The organism is Streptomyces sp. CC224B, from assembly GCF_030010595.1.
Lineage (GTDB): Bacteria > Actinomycetota > Actinomycetes > Streptomycetales > Streptomycetaceae > Streptomyces > Streptomyces longispororuber.
Map to the genome: position 1 here is coordinate 1 of NZ_JASCXL010000161.1, position 17,837 is coordinate 17,837.

Genomic DNA, 17,837 nt, shown 5'->3' on the forward strand with positions numbered 1-17,837 from the left:
CCAGCCCGTACACCGCCCCGGGCACGCGCATGTACCGCACCGGCGACCTCGCCCGCTGGCGCCCCGACGGCACCCTCGACTACCAGGGCCGCACCGACGCCCAGGTCAAGATCCGCGGCTTCCGCATCGAGCTGGGGGACATCGACACCGCCCTGACCGCCTGCACCGGCGTCACCCAGGCCGTCACCGTCGTCCACCAGCACGGCGACACCAAACGCCTCGTCGCCTACGTCACCGGGGCCACCGGTGACGGCGGCTCCGGCGCCGGTGCCGGCGTCGACATCGAGGTCGTACGCGGGGAACTGGCCGCGCTCCTGCCCGAGTTCATGATCCCGTCCCTGGTCGTCCCCCTCGACGCCTTCCCCCTCACCCCCAACGGCAAGGTCGACCGCCGCGCCCTGCCCGCGCCCGTCCCACCCGCCACCACCGGCACCGGACGGCCCCCCGCCCCCGGCGCGGAGACCGCCCTCGTCCACGCCTTCGCCCACGCCCTCGGCCTGGACCACGTCGACGTCACCGACAACTTCTTCGACCTCGGCGGCGACAGCATCCTCGCCCTGCGCGCCATCTCCCACGCCCGCCAGGCCGGGTTCACCCTCACCGCCCGCGACCTCTTCACCCACCGCACCCCCGAAACCCTCGCCCCCCACACCACCCCCCACATCCCGGACGAGTCCGTGCCGCTCGACGTACCGCTGATCGAGCTGGACGACGACGAGTTCGCCGCGCTGGAGGTCGAGCTGGACCTCGACCTCGACCTCGCGGAGTTCGCCATGGAAGCCGACCTCGACGCCGAAGGGCCGGACGCGGCCCCCGTGGAAGCAGGGAACTGAACGATGACCAACGTCCGGAAGCTCCCCAAGGGCATCGAGGACCTGCTGCCGCTGACCCCGCTGCAGGAGGGGTTCCTGCTGGTGGCCACGCAGGACGGCCCCGACGGCACCGACGTCTACGCGACCCAGATCCGCCTCGACCTCCGGGGCCCGCTGGACACCGCGGCCCTGCGCGCCGCGGCCGGGGCGCTGCTCGCCCGGCACAGCGGGCTGCGGGCGGGCTTCCGGCACGAGGGCCTGAAGCGCCCCGTCCAGCTCGTGCACGCCCGGGTCGCGCCGGTGGTCGAGGAGTTCGACCTCACCGGCCGGCCCGAGGGCGAGCGCGAGGCCGAGGCCGCCCGGCTGGCCGCCGCCGACCGCGCCCGCGGCTTCGACCTGCGCCGGCCGCCGCTGCTGCGGTTCGCGGTGCTGCGCCTCGGCCCGGACCGGTACCGGCTCGTGCTCACCGCGCACCACATCCTGTGGGACGGCTGGTCCGTGCCCGTGCTGCTGACCGAGCTGTTCACGCTGTACGCCGGGGACGGCGCCGCGCTGCCGCCCGCCGTGCCCTTCCGCTCCTTCCTCGCCTGGCGCGCCGCCCAGGACCGCGACGCCGCCGAGGCGGCGTGGACGCGGGCGCTGGCCGGGCTCGACGAGCCGACGCTGTACGCGCCGGGCGCCGCCGACCTGCCGCCGGTGCTCCAGGAGGAGGCGCGGGCCGAGGTCCCGGCGGCGGTGGTGGAGCGCCTCGCCGCGCTCGGCCGCCCGCACGGCGTCACCCTCAACACCACGGTCCAGTACGCGTGGGCGCTGCTGCTGTCCCGGCTCACCGGCCGCACCGACGTGGTCCTCGGCGGCACCGTCTCGGGCCGCCCGCCGGAGCTCCCGGGCGTCGAGCGCATGGTCGGCATGCTCCTGAACACCCTCCCGGTGCGGGTCCGCGTCGACGACCGGGAGCCGCCCCTGGCCGCGCTGACCCGGCTCCAGGCCGAGCAGGCCGCGCTCCTCGACCACCACCACCTGGGGCTGCCCGAGATCCAGCGGGCCGCGGGCGGCGGCCCGCTGTTCGACACCACCACGGTGTTCCAGAACTTTCCCGTCGACCGCGAGGCGCTGGCCGCGCCCCTGGCCGGCAGCGGGCTGCGCCTGGACGGGTACGGCGTCGAGGACTCCACGCACTACCCGCTGCGCCTCGCCGCGACCCTGGACGGCGGCGGCCTCGACCTGCGCCTCGGCCACCGCCCGGACGTGGTCACCGCCGAGCAGGCCCGCGTGCTGCTGCGGCGCCTCGTCCGCGTGCTCGAAGCCGTCGCGGACGGCCCCGGCACCCCGAGCGGCACCATCGACGTCCTCGGGCCCGAGGAGCGCGAGCAGCTCCTGGCCACGTGGAACGACACGGCGGCCCCGCTGCCCGGAACCACGCTGATCGCCCGCTTCGAGGAGCGAGTCGACCGGACGCCGGACACCACCGCCGTCGTCTTCGAGGGCGCCGCGCTCAGCTACCGCGAACTCGACGCGCGCGCGAACCGCCTCGCCCGGCGGCTGCTCGCCGAGGGCGCGGGCCCGGACCGCCTGGTGGCGGTGGCGGTGCCCCGCAGCCTGGACCTGGTGGTCGCGCTGTACGCGGTCCTGAAGACCGGCGCCGCGTACCTGCCCGTGGACCCGGACTACCCGGCGGCGCGCATCGAGCAGATCCTGGAGGACGGCCGCCCGGTGTGCACGCTCACCACGGCCGCGACCGCCGCCGCGCTGCCCGCCGACGGCCCCGTGCTGCACCTGGACGCCCTGGACCTGTCGGCGTACGCGGACGGGCGGCTCACCGGCGGCGAGCGGCGCCCGGCGACCCCCGCCGACACCGCGTACGTCATCTTCACGTCGGGGTCGACGGGCCGCCCCAAGGGCGTGGCCGTGCCGCACCGCGGCATCGTCAACCGCCTGGCCTGGATGCAGGACCGCTACCGGCTCACCGCGGGCGAGCGCGTGCTGCAGAAGACGCCCGCCGGGTTCGACGTGTCCGTGTGGGAGTTCTTCTGGCCGCTCCTGGAGGGCGCCACGCTCGTCGTGGCCCGGCCCGAGGGCCACCGCGACCCCGCCTACCTCGCCGGTCTGATCCAGCGCGAGCGTGTCACCACCGTGCACTTCGTGCCGTCCATGCTGGCCGCGTTCCTCGCCGAGCCCGCGGCGGCCCGCTGCACCGGCCTGCGCCGGGTGGTGTGCAGCGGCGAGGCGCTCTCCCCGGAGACGCAGCGGCAGTTCTTCCTGACGCTGCCGGACGTGGAGCTGCACAACCTGTACGGGCCCACCGAGGCGTCCGTGGACATCACGGCCTGGCAGTGCCGCCCGGCGGACGGCACCGCGTCCGTGCCGATCGGCGCGCCCATCGCCAACAGCCAGGTGTTCGTGCTCGACGCGGCGCTGCGCCCGGTGCCCGTCGGCGTCACCGGCGAGCTGTACCTCGCCGGAGCGGGCCTGGCCCGCGGCTACCTGGGGCGCCCCGCCCTGACCGCCGAGCGCTTCACCGCCAGCCCGTACACCGCCCCGGGCACGCGCATGTACCGCACCGGCGACCTCGCCCGCTGGCGCCCCGACGGCACCCTCGACTACCAGGGCCGCACCGACGCCCAGGTCAAGATCCGCGGCTTCCGCATCGAACTCGGCGACATCGACACCGCCCTGACCGCCTGCACCGGCGTCACCCAGGCCGTCACCGTCGTCCACCAGCACGGCGACACCAAACGCCTCGTCGCCTACGTCACCGGCCCTGACGCCGACCCGGAGACCGTACGCGCCCAACTGGCCGCACAGCTGCCGGAGTTCATGGTGCCCTCCACGATCATCCGGCTCGACGCCCTCCCCCTGACCCCCAACGGCAAGATCGACCGGCGTGCCCTGCCCGCACCCGCCCAACCCGCCACCACCGGCACCGGACGGCTCCCCGCCCCCGGCGCCGAGACCGCCCTCGTCCACGCCTTCGCCCACGCCCTCGGCCTGGATCACGTCGACGTCACCGACAACTTCTTCGACCTCGGCGGCGACAGCATCCTCGCCCTCCGTGTCATCTCCCACGCCCGCCAGGCCGGATTCAGCCTCACCGCCCGCGACGTCTTTACCCACCGCACCCCCGAAACCCTCGCCCCCCACACCACGCCCGTCACGGACGGCACGCCCGTCGAGGCGCCCGGCGCGGGGCTCGGCCGGGCGCCGCTCACCCCGCTGGCGCTGGCCCTGGTCGAGGGCGGGACCTCCTTCGCCGGGTTCCACCAGGCCGTCCTCGTCGAACTTCCTCAGGACAGCGGCCCGTTGGGCGACGAGGTGCTCGTGGCGGCGCTGCGGGACCTCGTCGACCGGCACGACCTGCTGCGGGCCCGCCTCGTCCACGACGAGGCCGGGCACGCGTACGACATCCCGGCACCGGGGACCGTCGACCCTGGCCCCTGGCTCACCCGCGTCCGGCTCGACCCCGGTGCCGACCCGGACACCACGCTCACCGGTGTCGCCGAGGCGGCCCGCGACCGGCTCGACCCCGCCCGGGGCGTGACGCTCCAGGCCGTCCGCCTCACCGGCCCGCCCGACGGAACACCGGACCGGCTCCTGCTCTGTGTGCACCACCTGATGGTCGACGGGGTGTCCTGGCGCGCCCTGCTGCCCGACCTGGCCGAGGCGCTGCGGGCCCGGGCCGCCGGAACCGCCCCAGACCTCGCGCCCGTCCCGGTGTCCTACCGCACCTGGGCGCGCGACGCCCACCGCAGGGCCCGCGCGGGCGCCCACCGGGACCACGCCGGCCACTGGGCCGCGGTGCTCGGCACGGCCGAACCGCTGCTCGGCGCCCGGCCGCTCGACCCGGCCCGCGACACCGCGGCCACCGCTTCGCACCTGCGCGTGGTGGTGCCCGCCGAGGTCGCCGACGACCTGCTGGGGCCGGTGGCCGCCGCGTTCCACGCCGGGCCCGACGCCATGCTGCTCACCGCGCTCGCCCGCGCCGTCACCGCCTGGCGGGAACGCACCGGGGCCGCGGCCGGGGACGACGCGGTGCTCGTGGACGTCGAGAGCCACGGCCGGGACGGCGCGTACGACCTGGCGCGCACGGTCGGCTGGTTCACCGACGTGCACCCGGTGCGGCTGACCGCGGCCGGGCCCGACCCGGCGCGGGCCGTCAAGCGGGTCAAGGAGCAGCTCCGCGCGGCCCCCGCCGCCGGGTTCGGGGCGCTGCGCCGGCTCGACCCCGAGACCCGCGACGCCCTGGCGGCCCTGCCCGCGCCGCAGATCCTCTTCAACTACCTGGGCCGCGTCGGTGAGCAGAGCGCGGGCGGCCTGCGCCTGGTGGCCACCGACGCCCTGCCGCACGGCGCCGATCCCGCGATGGCGGTCCGCCACGCCCTGGAGGTGAACGTCCAGGCCCGCCCCACCGGGCGCGGCACCGAGCTGCACGCGGTGTGGACCACGCCGGCCGGTGTCCTCACGCCCGCCGATGCGGCGGAGCTGGCCGCGCTGTGGACGGACGCGCTGCGCGACCTCGCCGCCCTGGCCGGGAAGCCCGGCGCGGGCGGGCGCACCCCCGGCGACCTGCCGCTCGTCGCCCTGTCCCAGGAGGAGATCGAGCACGTGGAGGCCCTGGTGCCCGCGGCGGAGGACATCCTGCCCGTCACGGCGCTCCAGGAGGGCTTCCTCTTCCACGCCGCCGAAGCCGGCCAGGACGGGGACGCGGGCGTCGACGTCTACACCACGCAGGTCCGCCTCGACCTGGAGGGCGCCCTGGACGCGGCCGCCCTGCTCACCGCGAGCGAGCGCCTGGTCGCCCGGCACCCGGCGCTGCGCGCGGGCTACCACCACCTGGACTCGGGCCCGGCCGTGCAGGTCGTCCACCGCGAGGTCCTGGTGCCGTTCTCCGAGTGCGACCTGTCGCACCTCGCCGAGGACGCGCGGCTGAAGGAGGCCGACCGGATCGCGGCGCACGAGCGCGTGCGCCGCTTCGACCTGACCCGGCCGCCGCTGCTGCGGCTCGTGCTGCTCCGCTTCGGCCCCGGGCGCCACCGCCTGATCCTGACCGGGCACCACATCGCCTGGGACGGCTGGTCGACGCCGCTGCTCGTCGAGGAGTTGTTCGCCCTGTGGTCGGACCCCGCCGGCCGGGGCCTGCCGCGGCCGGTGCCGCACCGGGCCCACCTGGAGTGGCTCGCCGGGCGCGGGGCCCGGGACGCCGAGGCCGCCTGGGCGGAGCACCTGCGCGGGCTCGCCGGGCCGCTGCTGATCGCGCCGGAGGCCGCGGAGCTGCCCGCGCGGCTCCAGGAGCAGGTGGTGCGCGAGCTGGACGCGGACCTGGTGCGCCGCGTCACCGAGCCGCTGCGCTCCCACGGCGTGACCCTGAACACCGTGGTGGAGACGGCCTGGGCGCTGGTCCTGGCCCGGGCGACCGGGCGCGACGACGTCGTCTTCGGCACCACGGTGTCGGGCCGTCCGCCGGAGCTGCCGGGCGCGGACCGGATGGTCGGGCTCTTCGTCAACACCGTTCCGGTGCGCGTGCGACTGCACAGCGACGACACGCTCCTTGAGACGCTGTGCCGGGTCCAGGAGGAGCAGACGGGCCTGCTCGGCCACCAGCACCTCGGCCTGGCCCAGGTGCAGCGGATCGCGGGCACGGGCCAGCTCTTCGACACCACCACGATGCTCGTGAACTACCCCTACGACCTTGACGAACTGTCAGCGCGGCTGCGGGGCCCGCGGCTCACCGGCATCGGCGTCGACGACGCCACGCACTATCCGCTGCGGCTCGTCGCGGTGCCCGAGGCCGGCGGCGGCCTGACCGTACGCCTCGGCTACCGCCCGGATATTTGCTCTCGCAACACAGTGGAGGACTACCTCGACCGTACGGTTTCGGCCTTCCGGGCCCTGGCCGACGATCTGACGGCCCGGGTGCACCAGGTCGATTTGCTGGGCGGCGAGGAGAAAACGACGCTGCTCATGCAGTGGGGAGGCTACTGAGCAGTCACATGGGCGGGGTCCCGGCCCGGGACCCCGCCCGGTTCCCGCACGTGACACTCGGCCACCCGAGATCACGAGAAGATGAACCCTGGCTGTGGGTTTCCCCGGCTTCTTTGCACTCGCCGTCGCGGATCACGCAGAATGACGGCGAGATCTGGAGGCTAGGGGAGCCTCAGGGGGGAGGTCTTCGTGTCGTGCTCGCTGTCCTTCGGCCTGCTCGGACCGCTGGAGGTGCACGCGGACGGGCACCGCGTACCCATCGGCAGCGCGCGGCAACGGGCGGTCCTGGTGATGCTGCTGCTCCACCGCGACCGCGTGGTCTCCGTGAGCACGCTCATCGCCGCGGTGTGGCCGGACGAGCCACCGGCCACGGCCCGCAACCAGATCGCCATCTGCGTCGCCGCCCTGCGCAAGACCTTCCGTGAGACGGCGGGCGTCACCGACCTCATCCACACCGTCCACCCCGGCTACCGCCTCGACGCCTCCGGCCACCGCGTCGACGTCGGCGAACTGTCCGACGCCCTCGCCGAGGCCCGCCGGGCGGCGGCCGACGAGCGGCTGGCCGCGGCCGCCTGCCACTTCGAGCGGGCCCTGTCCCTGTGGCGCGGCACCGCCCTGGACGGCCTGTCGGGCGGCGGCATCGACCACGAGACCGCCCGCCTCGCCGAGTCCTGGCTGAGCCTCAACGAGGAGTACGCGGCCGTCCTGCTGCGCCTCGGCGAGCACCGGGCGGTGGTGGTCAGGCTCACCGCGTTCGTCGCCGAGCACCCGCTGCGGGAGGAGGCCCGGCTGCTGCTGATGCGCGCCCACCACCTCGCCGGCCAGCGGGCCGAGGCGCTGGAGGTGTACCGGCAGGGGCGGCGCGCCCTCGCCGAGGAGCTCGGCATCGAGCCGGGCGCCGCGCTGCGGGAGCTGCACAACCGGATCCTCCAGGACACCGCGGGCCGGGACACGGCCGGGCCCGCCCGTCAGGTGCCCGCGCAGGCGGCGTCCGGCGCGGCCCCGGGCGGCGCCGCCCCCGCCTACGCCACCGGCACCACCCTGGCCGCCACCGGCTTGCTGGAGCCCGAGCCCGCGTGGGCCGCCCGCGCCGTCCCGGCCCAGCTCCCGCTGCCGCCCGCGTCGTTCACCGCCCGCGCCCGCGAGATCGAGGCCCTGGACGGCCTGCTGCCGGGGCGCCGCAAGCCGGGCACGGTCGGCATCGCGGTCGTCTCCGGGCGCGGCGGCGTCGGCAAGAGCTCGCTGGCGGTGTACTGGGCGAACCGCGTCGCCGACCAGTTCCCCGACGGCCAGCTCTTCATCGACGTCCGCGGCTACCACGAGCACGACCAGCCCGTGACGCCCACGTCCGTCCTCGACCAGAGCCTGCGGGCGCTCGGCGTGCCCAGCGCCCACATCCCCGCCACGCTGCCCGAGTGCGCGGCGCTGTACCGCAGCATGCTCGACGGCAAGCGCATCCTCGTCGTCCTGGACGACGTCAGCTCCTACGCGCAGGTCAAGACGTTGCTGCCGGGCCTCGGCGACTGCTGCGTCCTGATCACGGGACGGGACTCGCTCGACGAGCTGACCGCCGAGTTCGCGGCCCTGCGCATCGACCTCAAGGGCCTCGGGCGGAGCGAGGCCGTCGACATGCTCACCGCCGCCGTCGGGCCCGAGCGCGTACGGGCCGAACCGGACGAGGCCGCCCAGCTCGCCGACCTCTGCGACCGGCTGCCGCTGGCCCTGCGCATCGCGGCCACCCGGCTCGCCACCCGCCCGCACTGGACGCTGCGCCACCTGGTCACGCAACTGGAGGACCGGCGCCGCCGCCTGGACATGCTCAGCCCCAACGACGGCGGGGTGCGGGCCAGCTTCTGGATGAGCTACCGCGAACTGCCCACGTCCGCCGCCCGGCTGTACCGCCTCCTCGGCCTGCTCACCGCGCCGGACTTCGCCGCCTGGACCGGCGCGGCGCTGCTCGGCGTCGGCCCGCACGAGGCCGAGGAGCTGATCGAACAGCTGGTGGAGGCCCAGCTCCTGGAGGTCTGCCCGGTCCGCCCCGGGCGGCCCACCCGCTACCGCTTCCAGGACCTGCTGCGGCTGTACGCGGTGGAGCGCTCGGCCGTCGAGGACCCGGCGGCAGCCCGGGAGGCCGCCCTGGACCGGGTCTTCACCGCCGCCGCGGGCCTCGCCGCGGCCGCGCACGAGAAGCTGTACGGCAAGGGGGCGGTCACCGCGGGACGCCAGGCGCCGCTCCCCGCCGACCTGTGGCTGCACGGGCTGCTCGCCGACCCGCTGGAGTGGTTCGACGCGGAGCGCGAGACGCTCGTCGCCCTGGTCACGCACGCCGCCCAGACCGGCCGCGCGGAGCACGCCTGGAGCCTGGCCGCGTACACGGTGCCGCTCTTCGAGACGCGCAACTACCACGAGGACTGGCAGCGCACCGCCGACAGCGCGCTCGCCGCGAGCCGCCGGGCGGGCGACGCCCTGGGCGAGGGCACCATGCTGCGCTCGCTGGGCACCCTCGCCATCTACCGCCGCCGCTACCCGGAGGCGCAGGCCCTGCTGACCGACGCCCTGCGGGTCCTGGACGGCGTCGGCGACCAGCAGGGCCTGGCCATGGTGCTGCGCAACCTCGCGCTGTGCTCCCGCTTCCACGGCGACCTGGCCATGGCGGCCCGGCACTGCGGCGACGCCCTGGAGGCCTTCGCCCGCACCGACGACCTCTCCGGCCGGGCCCATGCCCTGGGGCTGCTCGCCCAGATCGAGCTGGAGCGCGGCGACAGCGAGCGCGGCATCGAGCTGTGCCGCAAGGCCGTCGAGGCCAGCGACGAGGCCGGGTCGCCGCGCGGCAAGGCGCAGAACATCTACCGCCTGGCCGAGGCACTGCTGTGCGTCGGCGTGCCGCAGCAGGCCGAGGACGCCTGCCGGAACGTGATCGCGCTGACCCGCCGCCAGGGCGACCGGCTCGGCGAGGTGTACGGCCTGCGCGCGCTGGGCGAGGCCCTGTGGCGGCAGAACCTCCCCTACAAGGCGGAGGCCGCGCTCACCGAGGCCCTCGCCGCGTCCGAAGGCCTGGGAGATACGTTTCTCCAGGCGCGGATCGAGACCGACCTGGCCTGCGCCGAGGCCCTGCGGGGCGACCGGCGGGCGGCGCAGCGGCTGCGCCGGGCCCACGAGTCCTTCGGCCGGCTCGCCGCGCCGTCCTGGCAGCAGCGCACCGAGCGGCTCCTGCGCGCGCTGTCCGCCGACGGGAGCGAGCCGCGCCCGGCCGCGCTCACCCGGGCCCTGGAGACCACGAGCGGCTGACACCCGCCCGCCCGGCGGGCCGGGAGCCGCAGCCCGGGGGCCGCGCCCCTACGTCCACGGCAGGTCCTTGGGCCCCCACGGACGTACGCCTAAGTCCACGGCAGGTCCTTCGGATCCCACGGCGCAGCTCCCCCTTTGCCTGACTTCACGACAGTTCTTTCCGCCCCCGCTCCCGTACGCCTAGGTCCACGGCAGGTCGCCGAGCGCCCGGGGCGCGGACAGCGCCGCGTCGGCGTCCGCGCCCACCTGCGCCGACACCGACGCCGGTGCCACCGTCCAGGGCAGGTCGCCGAGGCGCGCTTCCTTGGCCCCCGCCGACCCGCCGAGCAGCAGGACATGCGCACAGGCCGCACCGACAAGGACGGTCAGGATGGTACGAGGCTTGTTCATGCCGAGGTCTCCTCACTGGCGGACCGCCCCCCTCCGAGACGATCATGAAGGAACCTACGGGGCCCGGCTGTCTCCCCGATTTCCCACCGCTTTCATCGCTCTTTCGCCACCCCACATCGTCCCCACATCACCGTGACAAGGGCGTGAAAGCCCAGGTCGTTAGCGTCGGGCACTCGCGTATATCCAATGGGGGGGACATGCCGAGCAGGCTGCACGAAAGACCTCAGACGACGGCGGTGACCGGCAAGGCCGCGCTGCTGCACCGGGCGGTGCCCGGTGTCATCGGGGCACCGGGGCTCAGGACCGCGCTGGCCGCCGTCACGGCGAGGGCCCCGGAGCCCGCCGTCACGCCGAGCCTGGAGTTCCGCCTGCTCGGCCCGGTGCGGGTCAGCCACGGGGGCTGCGCCGTGCCCCTGTCCGGCTCGAAGATCCACACGGTGCTCGCGGCGCTGCTCCTCGCCCGCGGCCGGGCCGTCTCCGACAGCCGGCTGAGCGCCGTGCTGTGGGGCCACACCCCGCCGTCCACGCTCAACTCGCAGATCTACACGTACATCTCGCGGCTGCGGAAGCGCCTCGGCCCCGGCGTCGACATCGCCCGGCAGGGCCCGGGCTATGTGCTGAACGCGCCCGCGTGCCGCGTGGACGTGTTCGAGTTCGAGGAGCTCAGCGGCGAGGGGCGGCGCGCGCTGCGGCAGGGGGACTACGCCCTGGCCGGCACGCTCCTCACCCAGGCGCTCGACCTGTGGCAGGGCGAGCCGCTGGAGAACGTCACCGAGCACCTGCTCGACTCGGTGCGCCCGCAGTTGGAGACGGACCGGGCCACCGCCCTGGAGTGCCGCATCGAGGCCGACCTGGCGCTCGGCCGGCACGACCGCATCAGCGCCGAACTCGCGGGCCTGGTCGCGCGGTTTCCGCTGCGCGAGAAGCTCCGCGCCCAGCTCATCACGGCCCTGTACCGGTCCGCGCGCCAGGCGGAGGCCGTGCGCGTCTACCAGGAGGGCTGCCGCGAACTGGCCGAGCAGCTCGGCGTGGACCCCGGGCCCGAACTGCGCTCCGTCTACCAGGCGATGCTCCGGGGCGAGATCCCGCCGCCCGCCGCCGCGCGCCCCCGGGCGACGGTCACGGCCGCCGCGCCCGCCCCGGCGGACCCCGCCCCGTGCCTGCTGCCGCCGGACACCCTCGCCTTCACCGGCCGCCGGGCCGAACTGGACCGGCTCCGCGCGCTGCTCACCCCGGCCGCACCCGGCACGGCGGAGCAGGCCGCGCCGCAGCCGGTGCGGGTCCTGCTCACCGGCATGGCCGGCGTGGGCAAGTCCGCGCTGGCCGTCCGCGCCGCCCACCGCGCCGCCGCGCTCTACCCGGACGGCCAGCTCCACGCGGAGCTGTGCCACCCGGACGGGCGGCCCAAGTCCCCGCAGGAGGTGCTCGTCGGGCTGCTGCGCGCCCTGGACGGACCGGAGCCCGCCGCCCACCCCGAGGACGACCTGGAGGAGCTGGTCCGCCGCTACCGCTCCCGCACCGCCCACCGCCGGCTCCTCGTACTCCTCGACAACGCCGTCGGCGACGCCCAGCTCGGCCCGCTGCTGCCCGGCGGCCCCGGCACGGCCGTCCTGATCACCAGCCGCACCCGGCTCGCGGGCCTGCCCGAGGCCCGCACCCTGCCGGTGGCACCGCTGTCCGAGGCCGACGCCCTGGACCTGCTGGGCGCGGTCGCGGGCCGCGACCGGGTCCGCGCCGAGCCGGAGGCGGCCGTGGCCGTCGCGTGGGGCTGCGCCGGGCTGCCGCTGGCCCTGCGCATCGCGGGCACCCGGCTGGCGAGCCGCCCGCACTGGTCCCTGGCCCGGTTCGCCGAGCGCCTGGCCGACCCGGCGCACCGGCTGCGCGAGCTGCGCTACGGGGACCTCAGCGTCCGCGAGTCCTTCCGCCGCTCCCTGCCGCAGGTGCGCCCCGGGACGCGGAAGGTGCTGCCCTGGCTGTCGATGCTGGGCGAGGAGCCCTTCTCGGCCGCCAACGCGGCGGACGCGCTGGGGCTCTCCGAGGCCCAGGCGGAACGGGTGCTCGAGCACCTGGTCGACGTCGGCCTGGTGCAGCCCGCCCCGCCGGCCGCCGCGCGCGACCGCTACCGCTTCCACCCGCTCGCGCTGCTGTTCACGGAGTCCCTGCCGCACGCGAGCACCTGACCCGGACGATTCCCCGCGCTCCCGGCCAACCGGCCCTGACCTGCGCGTTGTTACGAAGAGCTGACAGCGCCGGGGCCAACCGGGGCCGGGGGATCCGCCTCTGTCCGGGCATGGGGACGCACGCAGAGACCGCAGAGAACGCTGTCAGGACCCGTCGCCGCCGACGGCTCGTCGACTACCCGCGGCGCGGACGGCGGGGGGTGCGGCGCTGGCTGCCGTCCTGGCGGCAGTGGCTGAGCGCCTTCGGCCTGTGCGGCGGCGCCATCGGCGGGCTGTTCACCTACGTGTACGCCACCGTGGACATCCCCGACGAGAACGCCGCGGCCCAGCAGGAGGCCAACGTCTACTACTGGGCCGACGGCACGCAGCTCGTCTCCACCGGGGACGTGAACCGGCAGAACATCCCGCTCGACGAGGTGCCCCAGGCGGTGCGCGACGCCGTCATCGCCGCCGAGAACGACAGCTTCTACAGCGACTCGGGCGTCTCCCCCAAGGGCCTGCTGCGCGCGGTGGCGAGCATGGCGAGCGGCGGTGACACCCAGGGCGGCTCCACCATCACGCAGCAGTACGTGAAGAACACCTACCTGTCGCAGGACCAGACCGTCACGCGCAAGGTCAAGGAGTTCGTGATCGCGCTGAAGGTGGACCGGAGCAAGAGCAAGGACGAGATCCTCCAGGGCTACCTCAACAGCAGTTGGTTCGGGCGCGGCGCCTACGGCATCGAGGCCGCCGCGCAGGCCTACTACGGCATCCCCGCCCGCGAGCTGAACCCCAGCCAGGGCGCCCTGCTCGCCGCCCTGCTGAAGGGCGCCGAGCAGTACGACCCCTCGGCGGGCCCGGCCAACCACCGCCGGGCGACGGCGCGCTGGGCGTGGATCCTGGACCGGCAGGTCGCCATCGGCCGGATGAGCCGGGCCGAGCGGGCGAAGTACCGCACCTTCCCCGAGCCGCACAAGGAGTCGCGCTCCACCAGCCTGAACGCCCACGACGGGCAGGCCGGGTACCTCGTCGACGTCGCCAACAAGTACGTCCGCCAGCGCACCGGCCTCACCGACAAGGACCTCGCCCGCGGCGGCTACAAGATCCACACCACGTTCGACAAGCGGCGGGTGCGGCAGCTCGCCCTGTCGGCGAAGCGGGTGCTCGGCCGGGGGCTCGACCCGAAGCAGCGCGAGCAGGACCGCGGCGTGCAGCTCGGCGCCGCCTCCGTGCGCACCCGGGACGGCGCCGTGCTCGCCCTGTACGGCGGGTCCGACGCGACCCGGCACTTCAGCAACAACGCGGACACCTCGGGCGTCCCGGCGGGCTCGGCGTTCAAGCCGTTCGTCCTCGCCGCCGCCCTCCAGGACGGCGTCGACACCGGCGCGGGCCCGGCCGGGATGACCCCGCGCGAGGCCCTGATCAGGGGCGGCCACGCCACCTACCTGCACCTGGGCAGGCAGGTCGGCTTCGAGCGGATGCGGGAGGTCGCCGTCGACACCGGGATGCTGCCCGCCAGCATGGGCCCCGAGGAGGACCAGTTCGCCGTCGGCACCTCGACGCCCAGCGCCATCCGGCTCGCGAGCGCGTACGGCACGCTCGCCCGCGGCGGCCTCCAGCACGACCCGTACGCGGTGACCTCGGTGACCAAGGACGGCCAGAAGCTCGGCGGCCTGGAGCCGCCGCCCACCCGCCGCGCCCTGGACTCCCGCGTGGCCGGGCGGGTCGAGGACGCGCTGCGCGGGGCCGCCGCCGACAGCCTGGGCCGGGTCACCGACCGCCGCGGGCGGCCGGTCGCGGCGGGCCGCACCACCGACCAGGACCGGCTGCGGTCCGCGTGGTTCGCCGGGTACACCCGCGAGGTGTCCACAGCGGTGACGCTGTTCCGCACCCGCGCGGGCGACCCGCTGCTCCAGCCGCTCTCCGGCGTCGGCGGCGCGGGCTCCCGGCGCGGCAACGCCCTGGCCGAGCGCGTGTGGACCGAGGCGCTGCGCGGCGTTGACCTTGCCCCTGGGGCAGGGCCGAAGGTCGAAAAGGCCGCGGCGACCGCCCCGGCCGTCCCCTGATCAGCATCCGGTCGCGGAGGATGCCCACGTGAGGAACCACCCGGAGGACGACGCCCGCCGGCCCGCCGGCCTGCTCGCCATCGGCGCCTTCGCCCGCCGCACCCGGCTCTCGGCGAAGGCGCTGCGGCTCTACGACCGGCAGGGCCTGCTCCCGCCCGCGTACGTGGACGCGGCGACGGGCTACCGCTACTACCTGCCCGCGCAGGTCGAGCGGGCCCGCACCGTGGTGCTGCTGCGCCGCCTCGGCATGCCGCTCGCGGACATCGCGGCGGTGCTCCGGCTCGACGGCGAGCGGGCGGCGGCCGCGCTCGACGGCTACTGGGCGGACGTCGAGGAGCGGCACGCCGCCCGGCGCACCCTCGTGGGCTACCTCCGCGGCCGGCTGTCCGGAAGGAGCCCGGCCATGTCAGGAACGTTCGAGGTCAGGACCGTCGAGGTGCCGGAGACCGCCGTCATCGGCGAGACGCGGCACCTGATCAGCGACGAGCTGCCCGCGTGGATCGGCGCGTCGCTGGGCCGTCTGGAGGAGGCCGCCGCGGACTGCGGCGGGATCACCGGGCCGCCGTTCGTGATCTACCACTCCGACGTCACCGAGGAGAGCGACGGCCCCGCCGAGGCGTGCGTGCCGGTCGCCGACCTCGACGCGGCCCGCGCCTGGGTCGCGGCCCGCGGGCGGGCCCGGGGCCTCACGGCCCGGCTGGAGCCGGCGTACCGGATGGCGTACGTCCGGATCACCAAGGCGCAGGTCGTCTACCCGCAGATCCTGGCGGCGTTCGACGCCGTGGAGGAGTGGATCACCCGGGAGGGCCTGACGCCCGCCGGGCCGTGCCGGGAGGTGTACTTCGCCGAGTGGGACGGTGCCGGGCCCGAGGACGAGGTGTGCGACGTGGCCTTCCCGGTGCGCTGAGCCCCCGCCCGGCCGTCCGGCGGTCACCGGGCACCGGTCACCGGGCACCACCCTCCGCAAACCTTCGCATATGCCAATCCGCGACGGCCGGGAACCGTGGCACCGCGCCCCGGACACCCCGCCCGGCCTGCCCGGACCGGCCCTGACGTGCTCGTACTGCGACAGCGGGCGTTCGGTCGCATACTGGCGGATACCTGGGCTCGGGGTCGCTGTCTGCCAACCATTCCGCAGCGGTTAGCGTCTTCTCCGAAGGAGTTGACCCCGCCAGCCGAACGGATCGCCGCCCGTGGCCTCTGCCGAACTGTCGTCCCCGACACTCTCCCGAGCCAGCCGGGGCAGTGACATGCGTGAGCCGTGGTACTGGCGTCACCGTATGCCACTGATGATTACGGTGGGTCTCCTGCCGTTGTACGCGCTGTGGTGGACGGTGTTCGCCACGGGCGGCGGCGACCTCGCCGCCCAGCAGGCCTGGGCCGGCTTCGTCCGGCGGCACCCGGGCTCGGCGTACGGCCTGTTCTGGTACGGCGGCGTGCACACGGCGAACTACAGCGTGATCTCGCCGTACCTGATGGCCGCGCTCGGCGTGCGCACGGTGGCGATGCTGTCGGGCCTCGCCTCCACGTGGATGGCCGTCGCGCTGATCATGCGCACCGGCATACGCAGACCCCTGTGGCCCTCGATCATCGTGGGCTTCTCCCTGTGGTGCCAGGTGGTGTGCGGGCGCGCCACCTTCATGCTGGGCGTGGCCTTCGGCGTCGCCGCCGTGTACGCGATCTCCGGCAAGGTCGGCCGCGGCCGGATCGCGGCCACCGTGGCCCTGGCCGCGCTGGCCGCCATGGGCAGCCCGGTCGCGGGGCTCTTCATCGTCGTGGTGGGCGCCGCCTATCTGCTCCAGCGCCAGTGGGCCAAGGCCCTCGCGCTCGTCCTGCCGCCGTTCGCCGTGGTCGGCCTGACCACCTGGCTGTTCCCCTTCGAGGGCGAGCAGCCCATGGCCTTCGTCCGGATCTTCCCGCCGGTGCTGCTCTGCCTGGTCGTCATCCTGGCCGCGCCGAGCTCCTGGCGGCTGCTGAAGCTGGGCTCCGGCGTGTACGCGGTGGGCGTCGTGCTGACCTGGATGATCCCCACGCCGATCGGCACCAACGTCGAGCGGCTCGCGGAGCTGGCCGCCCCGGCCATAGTGCTCGCCGCGGTGCTCAACCGCGACCTGCCGCGCGCCCGGCTCTTCCACCGCGACCTGCCGCGCGTGCGGCTCCTCAAGGGCCCCGGCGGGCCCGCGCGGATCTGGCGGCACGCCGTCCTGGTCAGCGCCGTCGTGCTCTCCCTGATCTGGGTGTCGATCAAGACGACCGCCGACATAGTCGCGTACACGAAGGTGCCCACCTGGGCGGTGGAGACCGACGGCGTCGTCAAGGAGCTCAAGCGCCTCGGCGCCGACCGCACCCGCGTCGAGGTCGTCCCGGCCCGCGACCACCGCGAGGCCGCCGTCCTGTCCCCGTACATCAACATGGCGCGCGGCTGGAACCGCCAGGCCGACGTCGAGCGCGGCCGCCTCTTCTACGAGGGCCGCCCGGTCTCCGAGGTCAAGGAGGGCGCCTTCACCTCGGCCTCCTACCGCGCCTGGCTGAACCACTGGGCCGTCGGCTTCGTCGTGCTCTACCAGGGCGACAGCGTCCCGGACGGCGCCGCCGAGCGCGAGCACAACCTCGTGACCAGCGGGCCCGACTACCTGAAGCAGGTGTGGCAGGACGACAACTGGCGGATATACCGCGTCAAGGACCCGGTGCCGCTGGTCGACAAGCCCGGCTCCCTGATCACCGCCGACGGCGCCAACATGACCGTCCGCATGCCGACGGCCGGCTCCGTGATCGTCCGCGTCGCCTACTCGCCGTGGCTCTGGGCGGAGGGCGCCTGCCTGCGCAAGGACGGCGACTTCACGCGCCTGACGGTCACCCGGCCGGGCGACGTGCGCATCGGCTCCGACTACACCGGCCCCTCCGGACCGCAGCCGCGCTGCGCGCCGGGCGACAAGGACTGACCGGCGCGCCCTCAGCGACGCGCTCCCCGTACGCACGACGAAGGGGTGGGGGGGGGGGGGGGGGGGGGGCCCCCCCCCCCCCGCCCGGGGGGGGGGGGGGGGGGGGGGGGGGGGGGGGGGGGCCACGGCGGTACCCGCGGACAGCGGAGGGTGTCCGTCAGAACCTGTCGCCTCTCGCCCGGCGATGCAGGAGCCAGGTAC

At 75.4% G+C, this 17,837-nt stretch carries 8 protein-coding genes; 7 read left to right on the forward strand and 1 reads right to left on the reverse strand.

Features of this window, described 5'->3' with window-relative positions; translation table 11 throughout:
• The 3 genes from QK440_RS38005 to QK440_RS38015 form a co-directional block, all read left to right on the forward strand.
• Positions 1 to 833, forward strand: an 833-nt coding sequence (locus QK440_RS38005) for a phosphopantetheine-binding protein (protein ID WP_282797836.1), incomplete at its 5' end; no start/stop codon positions are given.
• A 3-nt stretch (positions 834 to 836) separates the two neighbouring features.
• Positions 837 to 6,791 carry a non-ribosomal peptide synthetase gene (locus QK440_RS38010; protein ID WP_282797837.1) on the forward strand — a complete coding sequence of 1,985 codons (5,955 nt, stop codon included), beginning with the start codon at positions 837 to 839 and terminating at the stop codon, positions 6,789 to 6,791.
• Positions 6,792 to 6,980: 189 nt separating this feature from the next.
• Positions 6,981 to 10,079, forward strand: a complete 3,099-nt coding sequence (locus tag QK440_RS38015) for a BTAD domain-containing putative transcriptional regulator (RefSeq protein ID WP_282797838.1) — start codon at positions 6,981 to 6,983, stop codon at positions 10,077 to 10,079.
• 180 nt (positions 10,080 to 10,259) lie between these two features.
• On the opposite strand, the gene QK440_RS38020 is transcribed toward QK440_RS38015, so the two are convergent.
• Positions 10,260 to 10,469 carry a hypothetical protein gene (locus QK440_RS38020; RefSeq protein ID WP_282797839.1) on the reverse strand — a complete coding sequence of 70 codons (210 nt, stop codon included), beginning with the start codon at positions 10,467 to 10,469 and terminating at the stop codon, positions 10,260 to 10,262.
• Between the two features lie 197 nt (positions 10,470 to 10,666).
• On the opposite strand from QK440_RS38020, the gene QK440_RS38025 reads away from it, so the two are divergent.
• The 4 genes from QK440_RS38025 to QK440_RS38040 all read left to right on the forward strand — a co-directional run bounded on the left by QK440_RS38025 (position 10,667) and on the right by QK440_RS38040 (position 17,636).
• Positions 10,667 to 12,649: a BTAD domain-containing putative transcriptional regulator gene (locus QK440_RS38025; RefSeq protein WP_282797840.1), complete on the forward strand. Its 1,983-nt coding sequence runs from the start codon at positions 10,667 to 10,669 to the stop codon at positions 12,647 to 12,649.
• A 110-nt stretch (positions 12,650 to 12,759) separates the two neighbouring features.
• Positions 12,760 to 14,694, forward strand: coding sequence for a transglycosylase domain-containing protein (locus tag QK440_RS38030; RefSeq protein WP_282797841.1), 1,935 nt, complete (start codon positions 12,760 to 12,762; stop codon positions 14,692 to 14,694).
• 28 nt (positions 14,695 to 14,722) lie between these two features.
• Positions 14,723 to 15,601, forward strand: coding sequence for a MerR family transcriptional regulator (locus tag QK440_RS38035; RefSeq protein ID WP_282797842.1), 879 nt, complete (start codon positions 14,723 to 14,725; stop codon positions 15,599 to 15,601).
• A gap of 373 nt (positions 15,602 to 15,974) precedes the next feature.
• Positions 15,975 to 17,636, forward strand: coding sequence for a hypothetical protein (locus QK440_RS38040; RefSeq protein WP_282797843.1), 1,662 nt, complete (start codon positions 15,975 to 15,977; stop codon positions 17,634 to 17,636).
• The last annotated feature ends 201 nt before the right edge of the window (positions 17,637 to 17,837 follow it).

What these genes read in the sequence shown, in the direction of transcription:
- QK440_RS38010 (WP_282797837.1), top strand. Translation starts at nt 837, where the DNA reads ATGACCAACGTCCGGAAGCTCCCCAAGGGCATCGAGGACCTGCTGCCG.
- QK440_RS38020 (WP_282797839.1), bottom strand. Translation starts at nt 10,469, where the DNA reads ATGAACAAGCCTCGTACCATCCTGACCGTCCTTGTCGGTGCGGCCTGT.
- QK440_RS38025 (WP_282797840.1), top strand. Translation starts at nt 10,667, where the DNA reads ATGCCGAGCAGGCTGCACGAAAGACCTCAGACGACGGCGGTGACCGGC.
- QK440_RS38030 (WP_282797841.1), top strand. Translation starts at nt 12,760, where the DNA reads ATGGGGACGCACGCAGAGACCGCAGAGAACGCTGTCAGGACCCGTCGC.
- QK440_RS38040 (WP_282797843.1), top strand. Translation starts at nt 15,975, where the DNA reads ATGCCACTGATGATTACGGTGGGTCTCCTGCCGTTGTACGCGCTGTGG.